Below are 15,881 nucleotides of genomic sequence, written 5' to 3' on the forward strand. Positions count from 1 at the left end.
CCTACCTGTACGTCGTCTGCCGATTCCATGGCCTCTCCCCCACCATAACCCGAGCGTGCCCCGGATGCACCAACGCCGGCGCCCTTTTGAGACGCCGGCGTTGGTGCATGCCTTGCTCGATCGTGGGTTCACGCGCAGGCCCAGGCCGCGCGCTTTTCCTGCAAACTCACTGCACCAGGCGCAGCATAACCTCACCCACCGGCGGGTCCACCTGGGTGTCGATCATCATATCGGCCACCACCCAGCCGCCCTCCGGCCAGACCATCGCCCGGGTAAAGAACCCGTGCGCCGCCGTCCCCGACTCCAGGCTCCCGGCCAGCGTCTCCACGTCCCAGCCACCCGCCGCAGCGCGCGTCGCCGCCATCAAGCGGTGGTTGGTCGCATCCTGGAAGAAGAGCCGCACGCTCCCATCCTCCTCCCGGAAGATCGTCACGTCATCGCCGATCGGCGCGTCGGTCCAGCCGCCAACCGTGTCGCGAATCCCGTCGACCACAAGCTCCTCCGCCCCACCCGGAGCGCGGTAGGCCAGCGCCATCTGGTCAACCTTCATATACGCCGCGTGCACCTGGTCGGCCTCATCCGGCACGAGGCTCGTGTACACCCCGGTCGCCTCGCCATACTGCATCACGCCACCCCACTGCCCCTGGGCATCGCGCCACATCCACGACGCGCGCTGAGCTACGTTGTCAAAGAAGCTCACAAAGATGCGCTCGCCCACCTGCCGCGGCTGCACATGCAGCGCCACCACCGGCGGATGCGCCTCCAGCCCTTCCACCGGCGCACGCATGCCCTGATGGAGCACCTGCGGGGTGAGGTCGACCAGCGCATCGATCGCGCCATCCGCCGGAATCTCGCGATAACGAAGCTCCGAGCTCCCATCCTCACCACGCGCCACATAGAAGAGGTGCAGCACATTGCCCTGCCGCAACACCGCCGTTGAGAGCCCCACATCGCCGTCTTCGTCGAGCACGCTGATCTCAAACTCCCAGCTCCCACCCGACTCGACGCCGCGCGCGTACTTCAACACCTGCGCATCTTCATCGCGGTAGAAGACGTGCACCACCTCATCCTCATCGATCGCCAGCGCGGTATGCGTCCCCACCCGATCGCCACCGTCGGTGCGACCGCCGCGCGGACCATCCACATCACCGCGAATACGACCGCGGGTGGGCACACCGTCCACAAACATCCACTCCAGCTCCAGACCGCCCCGCGCCACACCCACCATCAGGTCCTGATAGCGAAGGTTGAACGCGCTCGCAGCCACCAGATCGCCCTGGCTGTCCATTGAGGTGTACCCGCCAAAATACCCGACCGGAATCGGCGGCATCTTCACACACTCGCAGCTCCCACCGGTCACCTCACAGGCCACCGGATCGGAGCTTCCCATGTTGGTGATCTCCGGCTCAAAGCCCGGCTCACACGTCACATCGGCACACCAGTTCGGAAACTCCGTGCAACTGTTGGTCTGCTGGCAGCAATACTGCGACTCCCCGCAACCTTCCGCGCAGAAGCTCTCGCACACGCACTGATTGCCCTCGCCACACGTCGCAAACTCACCGACGCCGCACTCCTGCGAGCAATCCGAAGGCTCCGAACATCCCGCCAGGCACTGCCCGCCTTCGCAATAGCCTTCCGGGCAATCCGCGCTGCTCTCACAGCTCAGCGGCACACACGCCCCTTCGACGCACGACTCATTGCCCGCACACTCACTCGCGCAGGCCTGCCCCGCGTCATCGCTGCACCCGACCATAAGCCCGAGCAGCGCCACCATCGCCGCAGCTCCGGCCACACGCCGGCGCAGCCGCGCCAACACAAGCAGCCCCACCATCAGGAGCAGCGCTCCGGGACCACTGCTGCCCGACGTCGTCGCGCAGCCACCGTCGCCGTCACCATCGTCATCCTGACCCAACGCCTGACCTCGGGAAGCGATCGTCGACCGCGTACTACGCCCGACCTCATCACGCACCTCAACCTCCAGCGCCTCGTGACCTTTCACCTCAGCGATCTCACGCACAGGCCCCCAGGCGCTCCACGCCCCCTCGCCACGCGCATCCAACCAGCGCACGCGCATCTCCAGCGCCTGCAACGCACTCGCCGAATCCACCTGCACAAGCGCCGCGCGCTCGCCCCAGGCCAGCCTCAGCTTCGGCGCGCTGTAATGCACCGTCACGCGATGCTCGGTGGGCACCGACTGCCAGCGCGCCCCCTCGCGCATCGCGCGCGCCCGAAGCTCCACCTGATGCTCCCCCTCCAGGCGCAACATCGGATCGGCGATCACAAGGTTCGGCCCCACCCCCGCGAGCTGCCACACCCCGCCGTTGAGACGGTACGCGTACTCATACACATCACCGACCACCGGCATGCCGCTTTCGGTCGCCTGCACATCAAGCTCCAATCGAACCTGCGGAGCTTTGCCTTCCTCCTGCGCCACCATCACCTTGCTCTTCAACACCTCCGAGCCCACCACCGACATCAACCCCGCCGACGGCGCGCTCCCCACAAACTCAAGGTCCGCAAAAAGCCCCAGGTACTGGTTGTTGTCGATCCCCGTAATATCGTCGTCATCCAGCAGCAGGCGGTAGCCCACAAACTCCGGAAGATCGATCGGATCGGCCAGCGCCTCGGTCAGCGCCGGAAGCGCAAAGCCCATCAACGTCGGCAAAAGATCAATCAGCGCCTGCGCGTCGCCGGCGAGCAGCTCGTCGTTGAGCACGCGAATATTCTTGAGAGCACCTTCAATGTCGCCGAGCACCGCGAAGAGCTGGCCCTGATCGTCAATCGTCACCGCGATCGGAAGCTCAATATCCGTGCGCAGCGTAAACAGGCGAGTATCGCGCTCCTGCACAAACCCATACATATGCAGGTCGACATCCTTCCAATCCAGGGTCAGCAGGCCCTCTTCCACCTCGCGGCTGCCCCCTTCGGTGCGCACCACGTTGGCCCCCAGCACCACGTTCGGCGCCTGTTGCGGCGCGAGCTGAATGCGCATCGGCGCATCCCGGGTCGAGAACACACTCAGCGAGGGCACAAGCCCGGCGATCGTGCCCGTCGAGAGCATATCGACCTGCGCCGAGCCCACCGACGCGCACAGCCCGCCGCTCGACCACACCGACCAGAAGAGGTGCTGCAACGCCCGCTGGCTCAGCGCCAGACCGAACATAAAGGGCGTCCCATCCGGCTTCACATCACTGTTAATCGTCGGCGACGGCGCGATCGGCTCGAACGAAGGCCGCGTCGTCGGGTCCACCGGCACACACGTCTCATAGGTCTCCGGCTGGAAACCCGCCCGCGCCGCCAGCGAGAGCCCCGTATCGGCCACCGCCCGGTCCGCAAGGCGCCCCGTCATATAGATGTCCGCAATATCACCGCTGGAGAACTCGCCAATCAGCGCGCCCAGCTCCACCGCCCCCTCAATGCCCAGCATCCGCGGCACGCACTTCTGGTTCGCGTCATACACGCAGACCTGCGTCCCCGAGACCTCCCCACAGCTCGATCCCGCACCACACGCCGGCTCGCCATCCCCACACACCTGGCAGACCTGCCCGGTCACCGCCTCCTGCACCGCGTTGTTGAGCTCGTCGGCGATCAAACGTTTAAGCGTGTTATCGGCAAACGACGCCGCCAGCGTCGCCAGCGCCGCACAGCCTGCGTTACTCGTATCGCGACCTCGCAACGTGTAGTAGACGCCGTTAACGTTGGCTTCCACCTCCCCCACCTCAATGCGCAGATCGTTAAAGGGGCTGAGTTCATCGACCCCGAAGGTCACAGGAATCCGCGCCGGAACCTGCGCCGCGTCCCCCCGCGATCCGCCCACCCGGTACAGGTCCAGCCAACAGCTCGGCTCGCCGAGAAAACCTAAATCCCCCTCCACCGGCAGCGAATACGCCAGGTTCCCCACCGTAATATTCGCCTCCAGCGTATTCGGCGCCTGCGGCGTCAGCGCGGCGTGCTCAATCGTCAGATCCAACTGGCAGCCCACGCTGCCATCATCACAGGTCGAATCTTCGTGGCAGAACTGGAAGTTGCTCGACTCCGTCGGCGGAATACAAAAACTCAACCCCTCCTCTTGCACCGCCCCGATGAGATTCGGAACCTCATTGGCCATAAACGAGAGCCCGTGACTGCTCAGGCGCACCTCCGCGCTCACCGGCACCGTCTTGTCGATATGCTCCTCGGGGTAGGGAACCTCGGCAAACCCCTCCATATCGCAGCCACCATCACAGCCCATCACCACAAGGGCCGTCGTCCAGAGCGTGGCGCGGCGCACCCAGCGTGTCCCAAGGCTCATCGTCATCTCTCTCATCGCGCTATCCTGATCCCGGGCAAGCGCGCCACCTTTGACTCCGGGCGCACTCGCTCCATCTAAGATGGTCTTAAGCCAGCTCCAGCCCGTCCTCGGGCGGATCCCGGCGCAAACTCTCCACGTAATAATCGGCCTCGCGGCCGCTCTCCAGAAGGCCCTCCACGATACGCTCTTCCAGAGCGCTCTTCAACCGCCCCACCACAGGCGAAGGCTTCAGACCAAAGGCATCCATCAAGATGCGCCCGATCCCTTTGGGAAGCTCCGGGCGCAGCGACTTCGCCTGCTCCAACGCCTCAATTCTCCCGGCCAGCTCTTCGACACGCTCCAGCGCGGCATCTCGCTTCTCCATCGACGCCGTCGTCAGATCCGCACGCGCAAAGTCCAGCATGCTCTCCACATAAGGATCGAGCTCCCGCACCAGCCGCCGCACCGCCGGATCGGTCCACGCCCCGCTGTACTGTGGAATCCGCCCGTGCAACGCGATGATATGACGCACCTCTTTCGCGGTTGCCTTATCCATCTTGAATCGCTCGGCCACCTCATCAAAGGCCTGCGCCCCCGCCTCCTCATGACCATAAAAGGTGACGCGTCCGGCCTCCTCATCGACCTCCCGCGTCCACTGCTTACCCACGTCATGCATCAACCCCGCCCACTTCAGCGCATCCGACTGCGGGCACTGTGTGATCACCTGCAGGGTATGCTCCCACAGATCCTTATGATGCACCGGGCTCGACCCGTGAAAACCTCGCAGCCCCGCCACCTCCGGCAAAATGATCTGCAAGAGCCCCACCTCCTCCAGAAACGCCATCGCCTGATGGATGTAGGGCCCGTGCAGCATCTTCGTCATCTCCTGAAGCCAGCGCTCCCGGCTGATGTCCTCAATGCAATGCGCACGGTCGGCCGAGGCCTGCCTCAACTCCGCGTCAATCGTAAAGCCCAGCCGGCTCTGAAAACGAGCCGCCCTCAAAATCCGCAACGGATCTTCGGCCAGCGTCTCCCACGGGTCCCCCACCACCCGCATCACCCCCTTCTGCAAATCATCGAGGCCCCCGTACGGGTCAATGAAATCCCCCTCCGCGTTCATCGCCATCGAGTTGATCGAGAAATCTCGCCGCCCCAGATCCTGATCGATCGTATCCCCGTACGTCACCACCGGATGCCGGCTCCCTCGCCGGTAATACTCCGCGGAGCGGTACGTCGTGACCTGACAATCCTTCGGATACCCCTTCTCCGCAGGCCCCCGTAGCACCGCCCCGATCGTCCCGAACTCCTTGCCCACCTCATAATAAGGCAGGTTCGCCCCCTTGATGATCGCCAGCGACTCCTCGGGCAACGCGTTCGTGCAGAAATCCAGGTCATCCAGCTCATCCATCGGGATCCCCAGCGCCACGTCGCGCACCGCCCCGCCCACCAGATACAGTTCCTTGCCAGCCTTCTCAAAGGCTTCAAATAAGCGCTTCATCAAGCTCCTTTCTCGCCCATCAGTCTTCTGCCGCTGGTGTACCCAATCCCCTCCACCTCGGCAAACATCGATCCTCGACGCACCGCGTCACCCTTGACGTCGTTGAAATCGCTGCTAAAACCCCTCCCCTGTTTTGGATTCACCCTGACATCACCAGAAAGGTACTGAAATGAACAAGCTCCTTACCCTCCTCCTCGCCCTCTTCCTCGCCACCGGCACCTTCAGCGCCTGCGGCTCCGAGGCCGATGAAGATCCCAACACCGAAGCCGATGCCGGCGATGACTCCGACGCCGGCGATGACTCCGACGCTGGCGACGACTCCGACGCCGGCGATGACTCCGACGTCGGCGACGACGACGTGCCCGCCGACCAGGAAGACGTCGCCGCCGTCATCGCCACCGAAATCGCCCTCTACGGCTCCATCAACAACACCTACTCCGACGAGGAGTGCAACTGCGCCTTTGCCGAAGCTGGCTACGACAGCGCCGAAGACTGCCTGGCTGACCTCGTCATCACCGAAGAGGCCCTTGACGCGTTCGAGACCTGCGCTGCTGCCGCCACCGCCGACATCACCGCCCCGGCCGCCGGCCTGGACACCTACACCGCCTGCGACACCGCCGCGACCGATGACTTCGTGACCTGCCTCGGCGCCATCGACACCAGCGTCTGCTCCGAAGACACCACCGCCGCCCTCGAAGCCTGCGGCACCACCTTCGACACCGCCTTTGGTGCCTGCACCGCCGAGCCCGGCTTCACCTGGTACAACGACACCTTCGCCGTCGCCGTCGAAGATGCCGGCTGCTACGACGACCTCTTCCCGGCTCCCGCCGAATAAGGCTCCCCGGCGCATCACGCGTCCCATAGCCTGACTCACAAAAAGCCGCCCGGCACCCGGGCGGCTTTTTGTATTCTTGCCATCAACTCCCCTCTTCCCGATCCCTTCCCCCTTGAACCTCCACGCACATCACGGCACCATTCCCCCGTCATCACCCAACGTCCCCTGCCCCTCTCCCCGGAGCCTGAGCCATGTCGTACCGCGCCCTCGCCACGCTTTGCCTCATCGCCACCTTCGCCCTCTCCGCTGCCTGCGGCTCCTCCGAGCGACGCGGCGCCCCCACCGGCTACAATGGCCCCACCCAGGTCGAAGGCGAAGACCCCGACCACGGCGGCCCCTCGGGCTTCGTCGCCACCTTCACCGAATTCTTGAGCGCTGACGTCCGCAACGAAAACAGCCTCAACGCCCTCTACTGCGAGTGCTCCTTCGAAAACATGGGCTACGACAGCGCAGAACAATGCACTCAGGACAACACCGACGACCCCGACGGGCAGCAGGACCTCATCGAGTGCTTCACCGACGCCGCCTCAAACATCCCATCCGCCCCCGCCTCACTCCAGACCTTCGCCAACGAAGGGCTCGCTGCCTCCAACGCGTTTGACACCTGCATCGCCGCCATCGACACCTCCTCCTGCTCCGACGACCCGGATACAGTCGAAGACGCCGTTGAGACCTGCGAGGACAACCGCGACGCCGTCATCGAGGGCTACCAACCCTCCTCCGAGGACGAAGCCTGGATCGATCAGTTCGAAAGCGCCATCGAGCAAGCCGGCTGCTTCAGCTTCGGCCCCGGCTCCGGCGGCGGCCAGACCCCTCCCTCCACCGGCGACGGCCCCTCCCCCGACGGCGACCTCTAAAATCTAGATGGCCATGATGACCCGCACCTCCATGCTCACCCTGGCTGCAGCCTGCCTCCTGGCAGGCTGCAGCGCCTTCGCCTCTCAGGCGCAACGCGGCGCCCCCGGCAACTCCCCCCAACTCGCCACGGACTTCGCCTCCGCCTTCACCCACCTCCTCCTCATAAAAGCCGACGCCGACGCCTTCGCCTGCGCCTGCTTCTACGAAGACGATGGCTACACCTCCCCACAGCAATGCATGGACCGCACCTCGATCAGCGACGCCGACCGCCAGAACCTCTTCGAGTGCACCTACGACGTCGTCCTTAACCTCCCCCCCGCCCCCTACGGCGTGCGCGACTTCACCACCCGCTACAAACGCGCCTCCGCCTCCTACCAGCGCTGCCTGGACCTCGGCGCCGACGACTGCTCCGACGCCGAGTTCAACCGCCAGTCCAACTGCCGCGCCCTCCTCGTCGCCGAGCTCGAAGCCGAACCCGCCGACGACGCCAGCGTGCGCTGGTTCCAGAGCTTCGATGAAGCCGCCACCAACGCCGGCTGCTACTACGCCGTGAGCAGAAGTTGACGTCGATGGCAGCGAGGTTGAGAGCTTCTCGGGCAAGGCGCAAAACGCAGGCGATGCTTTAGCATCGTCGAGGCTTTGCAACGCCGCCCGAGATGCTCACAACGCAGCAGACGCGGCGTCAACGATAGCTCACGGCGTAATACTAACCTCGCTTCAGCCTCCACCACATCACGCGCCCCACCATCGACGCTCGCCAATCCGGCGAGCGTTTTTTGCGCGCAGTCGGCGTATCTCCACGTGTTTCTGCTTCTTTCGGAGCTCACGTGACCTCCTCGCCGCAACTCGGCATAGTCCACGCACTCACACCACCTGCCGCCGAGGTCCGCCGTGCCACACCCACCTTGCAACGTCTCTCACACCCTAACCGTGCTCCTGACGCTCCTCGTAAGCACGAGCTGCGGCCCCACCGAGCGTCGCGGCTCCGCTACGGGCTACGATGGCCCCACCCAGATCGAGGGCCAGGAGCCCCAGGGCAGCCCGGATGCCAACGCCGCCGCCTCCGTGCTCCGCGTCCAACTCATGGAGGTCACCCTCGACTTCCCCTACGACACCCTCGTCTGCCGCTGTTCTTTTGAAAATGCGGGCTACGCGTCCGAAGGTGACTGCCGCAGCGAAGAGTTTCCTCCGCGCCATGAGATCGATGCCTTTCAAAGCTGCCTGCTCCAGAACGCCGACGCGATGCCCGCGCGCACTCCCGAAATCGATGCGGCCCTTCAAACCAGCGACCGCCTGCTGACCGAATTCAAACGCTGTCTCGACAACGCCCACCTCTCCTGCGGCGATGAAGCCTTCCGCGCCCAGGACGCCTGCCTCGCCACCTATGAAGACGATGCCGAACGCGAGATGACCGAGCTCGCTCCCGGAATCTGGCAGTGGCTCGATGACGCGTTTGAAGCCCTGTATGACCCCGAGTGCGCTCCCTGAACGTGCATGGAACGCTCCGTAGAACAGCAACGCGCACCCTCCTCCTCACCAGCCTCGACGCCCTCGACGACGCCGCCAGCATGCGCCGGTTCCAGAGCTTCGACGAAGCTGCCGTTGACGCTAAAAACCAACGACTTCCCCCTGAAAGCCCCTGAAAGTCCCCCCCCCGACCCGTGACTTCGAAAGCGAAGTGGCTCACCATCAGCCGCACTGCCATCGGCCACCACGGCCCCCTTCCCACTGAGATTGGACACACAGGATCGTAGAAATGAAACACCGCTTCGCTCATGCCCTGCTACTCACCCTCCTCGCCGCCTCCTTCACCCTCGGCTGCGGCTCCTCCGAGCGCCGCTCCACCCCCTCCGGAAGCGACGACGTCAACCTCCCTGACGCCGGCGACGACACAGGCGACGGCACCAACCGCTCCACCGACGAGCTCTTCGCCGAGTTCTTCGCTCGCCTTCAGTTCACAATATCCGGCGAGCGAGATTACAACTGCCGCTGCTACCCGGAGGAGTTTGGTTATAGTTCTACGCAGGAGTGCCTGGACGAACACGAGCCCCTCCCCGACGACTTCGTCGAAACCATGGAGGCCTGCTTCAACGAAGAGCTGGAGGTCTACATCAACCCGGAAGACGACCTCGTCGCCCCCCTGCGCACCCTCCTCCTGACCGGCCTCGACGCCCTGGATGATGAGGCCGTCTGTATGGAGTCCGCACGCCAGGCCACCGAGTGCAACGCCGCCAACGACGAGGCCTTCTCACTATGCGAAGACCAGCGCGCCGCCACCATCGCCGCCGCTGAAGAGGATGCTCCTGCCGGGGTCTCAGACTGGCTCAACGACGCCGCGAATATGCTCTACGCCTCATCCTGCCTCGACCTCATCCCCTGAGCCCGCCACACAACCTCGTCACTCAAGCCCACCGCCCCCGGTGGGCTTTTTGCTACCCGTAGACCCGCCTTAATCCCCTTCCCGCTCGCCTTTCCCCCACCCGCCCCTTTACTTCTTCGCGCCTTTATCCGAACCTTACGCCGCCTACTGAATGACCATTCATAACCCCCACCACGGAGCGACCATGATCGGCTACGGCTTGAGCGACGACCAGAAGATGTACCAGAAGACCGCGCGCGACTTCGCCCGCGATGTCATCCGCCCCGCCTCCGAACACCACGACAAGACCGGCGAATACCCCTGGGAGATCCTTACCAAAGCCTGGGAACTCGGCCTGCTCAACACCATGGTCCCCGCCGAATACGGTGGCCTCGGCCTCGGCGCACTCGAAGCCTGCATCCTCTCCGAAGAGATGGCCTGGGGCTGCACCGGCATCGGCACCGCCATGGAAGCCAACCAGCTCGCCACCGCGCCGCTGATCATGTTCGGCACCGATGAACAAAAGAAGAAATACCTCGGCATGCTCGTCGATAGCCTCAAAGACGACGGCACCCCGCATATGGCCGCCTACTGCGTCACCGAACCCGGCGCCGGAAGCGACGTCCAGGGCGTCAAAACCCGCGCCATCAAAGACGGTGACGTCTACCGCATCTCCGGCCAGAAGATGTGGATCACCAACGGCGCCAAAGCCTCCTGGTACTTCGTGCTCGCCTACACCGACCAGGACGCCGGCTACCGCGGCCTGACCGGCTTTATCGTCGACGCCGACAGCCCCGGCATTGAGGTCGGCCGTAAAGAGATCAACCTCGGCCAGAAGGCCAGCGACACCCGCTCCATCAGCTTCGACAACGTCGAAGTCCCCGCCGAAAACGTCCTCGGTGGCAAAGAAGGCGGCGGCTGGGCCCAGGCCATGGGCGCCTTCGACAAGTCCCGTCCCATCGTCGCGTCGGCCGCCGTCGGCCTCGCCCGCGCCGCCTTCGAGCACGCCCGCGCCTACTCCCTCGAGCGCACCACCTTCGGCAAGCCCATCGCCCACCACCAGGCCGTCAGCTTCATGCTCGCTGACATGGCCATGAACATCCAGGCCGCCCGTCACCTCGTCTGGGAGTCCGCCTGGCTCCACGACCAGGGTGAGCGCAACACCAAACAGGCCGCCTTCGCCAAAGCCTTCGCCGCCGACATGGCCGTCAAGGTCGCCAGCGACGCCGTCCAGGTCTACGGCGGCTACGGCTACTCCACCGAGTACCCCGTCGAGAAGCTCTACCGCGACGCCAAAATCTTCCAGATCTACGAAGGAACTTCCCAGATCCAGCGCGTTATCATCAGCCGCGAGATCCTTCGCGAGGCCTGATCTCCCGCTGCTCGATCCCTCCTCGCGCAGCCCCACGCTCCCGGAGCAGGGCCGCTGCGCGAGACAACCACAAAAGCCCCGACCCACCTCCCAGGTGCGCCGGGGCTTTTGTGTAGCGGCGTTGTCTTGGAAACGACCTCGTCGTCCCGTCCCCTCAACCTCCCTCCCCCTCCTCCCATGACCTTCGATCCCTCCCCCAACGCCCGCAGCGTCTCCCAACACCTCCACACACTCGCCGACCCCGACAAAGCCGAAAAGATGGCCGCCTACATGAAGACCTCCATGCCCTTCTACGGCGTGCAGGCCGGCCCCCGCGATCAGATCGTCAAAGCAATTGCCCCCGACATCCACCTCTCCTCCCACGATGACTACGTCGCCCTCATCGAAGCCCTCTGGAACCTCCCCCACCGCGAAGAAAAATACATCGCCATCCGCCTCGCCAGACGCTTCAAACCCTTCATCTCCCCCGCCTCACTCCCCCTCTACGAACGCCTCATCCGTGACGGCGCCTGGTGGGACTTTGTCGATGAGATCGCCACCCACCTCGTCGGCACAGTCCTCAAGAAATCCCCCGACCAGACCTGGCCCACCCTCGATCGCTGGCTCCACGACCCCGACCTCTGGATCCGCCGCGCCGCCCTCCTCGCCCAGAACCGCCTCAAATCCCACACCGATCCCCAAAAACTCTTCGCCTACTGCCTCCACCTGGCCGACGAAGAGGACTTCTTTATCCGAAAAGCCATCGGCTGGGCCCTGCGCGAATACGCTCGTACGGCCCCCGAGGCCGTCCGTGATTTTCTAAACACCCACGCCGATGCCCTCTCTCCCCTGAGCGTCCGCGAAGCCTCCAAACATTTAAACACCTGAAACGCTGTCGCCGTAGTCGACCACTCCACTTGCCGACCTGCCGCTCTTGCTACCAAGATCCACGACTCCACACGCCGACCTGCCGTTCTCGCTACCAAGATCTCCTACTCCACGCGTTGACCTGCCGTTCTCGCTACCAAGATCCGCTCCTCCACGCGTTGACCTGCCGTTCTCGCTACCAAGATCTCCTACTCCACGCGTTGACCTGCCGTTCTCGCTACCAAGATCCGCTCCTCCACGCGTTGACCTGCCGTTCTCGCTACCAAGATCCACCACTCCACGCGCCGACCTGCCGTTCTCGCTACCAAGATCCACCACTCCACGCGCCGACCTGCCGTTCTCGCTACCAAGATCCACCACTCCACGCTCCGACCTGCCGTTCTTGCTACCAAGATCCACCACTCCACGCGCCGACCTGCCGTTCTCGCTACCAATCTCCTTTACTCGAACGTCACCGCCATAGCGCGCGCAATAAAAAACCCCTCCGGCGCTCCGAAGGGGTTCATGTTCTAAAACACCATCACATGCTCAGGCCTCGGCCGTGTCGTCCACCACAACAGGACCAACGACAGGGTCGCCCGTGACGACTTCAGCCTCGTCTTGCGTCTCCTCGACGGCCAGCTCACTGCTCGAACCTTGACGGGTCATATACATATCGCTGATCGCCGGCATCAGCTGCGCGATACTACGATCAGAGTCCAGAGAAAGCGCTCCGTCCACGAACTGTCGGGCAGCGATGTAGGCACTCTTCGCTTGCTCACGAGCTTGAAAGAGCTTCTGCATCGTATGCACCGCCCGGGCTTTCTGGTTGTCGGCGGCATCCAACGCAGCACTCAGATCATCGAAAGCCTGCTGGGCCTCCACGACCGCCGGCAGATCGACTCCCAACGCCCCCTCCGCGTAACGAAGGGCAGTACTCATCATCGAGCGCATACGATCGATCCCCAACTTGTTGAAAACCGAGGGCGTCCGAGACATCCCCCGGGCCAACCGCCGCTTCAGCAGCTCATCGTCCTGCGTCTGATCAGCGCGTGCGCTGTAATACGCGGCCTGCGCCGTCGCATACAAGCGCCCGTAGCTGCTCTTGACCTCCGCCTCCGCGCGCGCCACATCTTCGGCTGCCCGCGCCGCCTTCTCGTTCTCCTCCAGTGCCCGGGCCACCGCCAGCCGATACGGCCCCAGGCGCGCCAGCAGCAACGCCACGCTCAACTCCAGCACGCGACGGGCATACTCATCGTCCACCTTGGCCGCCACCGGCCCCAATCGCGTCGCACCTCGCTCCATCCAGGACTGCAAGGTCGCATCGAACTTGGTCTCCGACATAGCACCGCTCCTTATCCCTAAAGGACGCGTCCCGCCCATCCCCCAGAACGCCCGCAACCCACCGTCCCTATGACAGCAGCCCACGTCCGCGCTCCGGTTTACCAGCAGCGGTGTCTCCCCCGCAGAGAGACTGAGTTAGTACTGATACGATCTGTTTTGCCACAATCACGCCCCCCCGCGCAACGCGACCTTCCCCCCCGCGACCGACGGTCGCCCCCCTCAACGACCGCCCTACCTCACTGCCGACGCAACACCCGAATGCCGTTGTCCAGCGAGCCGATCACCACATCATCGTCTCCGTCATTGTCGACATCAAACACGCGCACCGCGTTACCATTCTGCCCCTCCGCCGCCCGCTGGCTGCTAAGGTTCGGCGGCGTTGCCAGGTAATAGAGCGGAGCGCCTCCATTGGCAGCCACGATCATCACCTCGGCTGCGCCGTCGCAGTCGAACTGCCCCACCGCCGCCGACATCTCGGTCGCCTGTACAGACGTCGACTGCGCACTACCAAACCCGCTCGCCGTCCCCGGCACGAAATAGCGCATCCCGCTTGCCGGCAAGAGCAGGTCCGCCCGTCCGTCGTTAGTCACATCCGCCAGCACCGGATCATGACCCAACGCCGCCGTCCCACTCACCACCGCGCTCGGTGCTGCGAACACCCCCGGCGAGCTCGCGCGATAGAGCAGCACCTCGGAGGCATTCACGGCAATGAGGTCGCGATCGCCGTCGCCATCGACGTCAACGGAACGAAGCGCCCGGGCACTCGGCGCCGTGGCGTCGATAATCGTCGGCGCCCCAAAGCTGCCGTTTCCGTTATTGCGAGAGAGCGCCAGCTGCCAGGTCGACGACCGAATCGTCCCGATCGTGGTCACGATATCCAGGTCCCCATCCCCATCCATATCCGCGAGCACCAACCCGCTGGTACCCGGCTCCCCGCCCGGGCTGTACTGGAACGCCTCATACGGAGCTGCAAACTGCCCGCTCCCAGTGTTGATATACACCTGCGCCTTCATCGTCTCGCCGACTGCCACGATGTCGAGGTCGCCATCACCATCGACATCGCCCAGCTCCAAACCGCTCTGCGCTCGGAAGGGCGACACCGCCACGGCCTGCAGGTACCTGGCCGCAGAAAAGCTCCCCCCGCCCTGATTCACATAGGCGAACAGACGCGTATCCGGGCTGGTCACAGAGTTGAGGACCGGAGCGCAGACCACATCCACGCGACCATCCCCGTTAATATCGCCAGCCGCCATAGCGATGCAGCCGCGATCCGCCCCATACGACGCCGCTGAACCGAAGCTCACGCTCGTATTATCAATGGTGCCATCACAGTTGTCGTCGACCCCGTTGCACGTCTCCGCGCTGGGAGTCCCCGGTGATGCGCTGCACGTCAGGCTCTCACTCCCCAGATCGCAGATGCGATTCCCGGTGCGTCGGCACGCGCCCACGCCCACCGAACAACTGTTGCCCAGACCCGCAACATTATCCGGGGTGCCGTCGCAGTTGTCGTCAACCCCGTTGCACGTCTCGGCCTGCGGACTGCCAGGCGTCGCGTTACACACCAGCGTCCCGGCCCCCAGATTGCACACCCGCGTACCACTCGCCGCGCACTGCCCCGTACCCACCGAGCAGCTCTCACCAAGACCGGCGACGTTATCCACCTCCCCATCGCAATCATCATCCAGACCGTTGCACGTCTCGACCTGCGGACTCCCCGCGCTCGCGTCACACACCAGCCCGCCGGTCTCCATATCGCAGACCTGCACACCACTCGCGACGCACTGCCCCGTCCCTACCGAGCAGCCCTCCCCAAGACCGACGACGTTATCGACCTCCCCATCGCAGTCGTTGTCGAGCCCGTCGCAGATCTCCACGCTCGGCTCAGCGCCCACCGCGTCACACACAAGCGCCCGCGCCTCTACATCACAGACCTGTACCCCGCTCGCTGCACACTGCCCGGTGCCCACCGAGCAGCTCTCGCCAAGCGCCGCGACATTATCAACCTCCCCATCGCAGTCGTTATCGACCCCGTCACACACCTCCTCCACCCCGGGACCGGCCTCCACGCTGCACGTCACCGACAGGCCGTCATCCCCGCAAATCAGCTCTCCGCTAACCTGGCACTGCCCCTCCCCGCTGACACAGACCTCACCGAGACCGGCAAAGTCTTCGTCGATCTCACCGTCGCAGTCGTTGTCGACCCCGTCGCAGCTCTCCTCCGGCACCTCGCACGCCGTCCACTCCCCCTCAACACACACCTGAATCCCCTGACAGCTCTCGCTCAGATCGCAGGCCTGCTCCTCGCCATCGAGGCACGGCTCAACGTCGCGACCCCCGACATCCTCGGCGTCCGCATCCTCTCCGCCATCCAGGACATCTGCGCCCGCGTCGAGTTCTTCCAGCTCCTCCGCGCTATCGCCACAGCCTGCGCCCAGCACCACCATCACCACCAACGCCCACCACACACCCTGACTACACTTCAACTTGCGCACGTCGACC

General features: G+C 64.4%; 11 protein-coding genes. 7 read left to right on the forward strand and 4 right to left on the reverse strand.

What is annotated here, in order from left to right; translation table 11 throughout:
• Nucleotides 1–166 precede the first annotated feature (166 nt).
• Both FRC96_RS05150 and FRC96_RS05155 read right to left on the reverse strand, forming a co-directional pair.
• Complete coding sequence (locus FRC96_RS05150; RefSeq protein ID WP_146973426.1) at nucleotides 167–4,291, reverse strand: MYXO-CTERM sorting domain-containing protein; 4,125 nt, start codon at nucleotides 4,289–4,291, stop codon at nucleotides 167–169.
• 85 nt (nucleotides 4,292–4,376) lie between these two features.
• Nucleotides 4,377–5,768: a CCA tRNA nucleotidyltransferase gene (locus FRC96_RS05155; RefSeq protein ID WP_146973428.1), complete on the reverse strand. Its 1,392-nt coding sequence runs from the start codon at nucleotides 5,766–5,768 to the stop codon at nucleotides 4,377–4,379.
• Nucleotides 5,769–5,937: 169 nt separating this feature from the next.
• Between FRC96_RS05155 and FRC96_RS05160 the strand changes: the two genes are divergently transcribed.
• From FRC96_RS05160 to FRC96_RS05190, 7 genes are all read left to right on the forward strand, one after another.
• Nucleotides 5,938–6,603: a hypothetical protein gene (locus FRC96_RS05160; protein WP_146973430.1), complete on the forward strand. Its 666-nt coding sequence runs from the start codon at nucleotides 5,938–5,940 to the stop codon at nucleotides 6,601–6,603.
• A gap of 191 nt (nucleotides 6,604–6,794) precedes the next feature.
• A complete protein-coding gene (locus FRC96_RS05165) occupies nucleotides 6,795–7,460 on the forward strand; it encodes a hypothetical protein (RefSeq protein WP_146973432.1) in 666 nt (221 codons plus the stop codon).
• Nucleotides 7,461–7,476: 16 nt separating this feature from the next.
• Nucleotides 7,477–8,025, forward strand: coding sequence for a hypothetical protein (locus FRC96_RS05170; protein WP_146973434.1), 549 nt, complete (start codon nucleotides 7,477–7,479; stop codon nucleotides 8,023–8,025).
• A 327-nt stretch (nucleotides 8,026–8,352) separates the two neighbouring features.
• On the forward strand, nucleotides 8,353–8,949 hold the full coding sequence (locus tag FRC96_RS05175) for a hypothetical protein (RefSeq protein WP_146973436.1): 597 nt from the start codon (nucleotides 8,353–8,355) through the stop codon (nucleotides 8,947–8,949).
• A 268-nt stretch (nucleotides 8,950–9,217) separates the two neighbouring features.
• Nucleotides 9,218–9,841: a hypothetical protein gene (locus FRC96_RS05180; protein ID WP_146973438.1), complete on the forward strand. Its 624-nt coding sequence runs from the start codon at nucleotides 9,218–9,220 to the stop codon at nucleotides 9,839–9,841.
• 187 nt (nucleotides 9,842–10,028) lie between these two features.
• Nucleotides 10,029–11,192 (forward strand): acyl-CoA dehydrogenase family protein, encoded by a 1,164-nt coding sequence (locus tag FRC96_RS05185; RefSeq protein ID WP_349632744.1) that lies wholly within the window; start codon nucleotides 10,029–10,031, stop codon nucleotides 11,190–11,192.
• Between the two features lie 126 nt (nucleotides 11,193–11,318).
• Nucleotides 11,319–12,059, forward strand: coding sequence for a DNA alkylation repair protein (locus tag FRC96_RS05190; RefSeq protein ID WP_230469900.1), 741 nt, complete (start codon nucleotides 11,319–11,321; stop codon nucleotides 12,057–12,059).
• Nucleotides 12,060–12,587: 528 nt separating this feature from the next.
• Here FRC96_RS05190 and FRC96_RS05195 read toward each other — a convergent pair.
• Both FRC96_RS05195 and FRC96_RS05200 read right to left on the reverse strand, forming a co-directional pair.
• Complete coding sequence (locus FRC96_RS05195; protein WP_146973443.1) at nucleotides 12,588–13,382, reverse strand: hypothetical protein; 795 nt, start codon at nucleotides 13,380–13,382, stop codon at nucleotides 12,588–12,590.
• Nucleotides 13,383–13,618: 236 nt separating this feature from the next.
• Complete coding sequence (locus FRC96_RS05200) at nucleotides 13,619–15,874, reverse strand: FG-GAP repeat domain-containing protein (protein WP_146973445.1); 2,256 nt, start codon at nucleotides 15,872–15,874, stop codon at nucleotides 13,619–13,621.
• Nucleotides 15,875–15,881 lie beyond the last annotated feature (7 nt).

The sequence above is a fragment of the Lujinxingia vulgaris genome, assembly GCF_007997005.1.
In the GTDB taxonomy this organism is placed as follows: domain Bacteria; phylum Myxococcota_A; class Bradymonadia; order Bradymonadales; family Bradymonadaceae; genus Lujinxingia.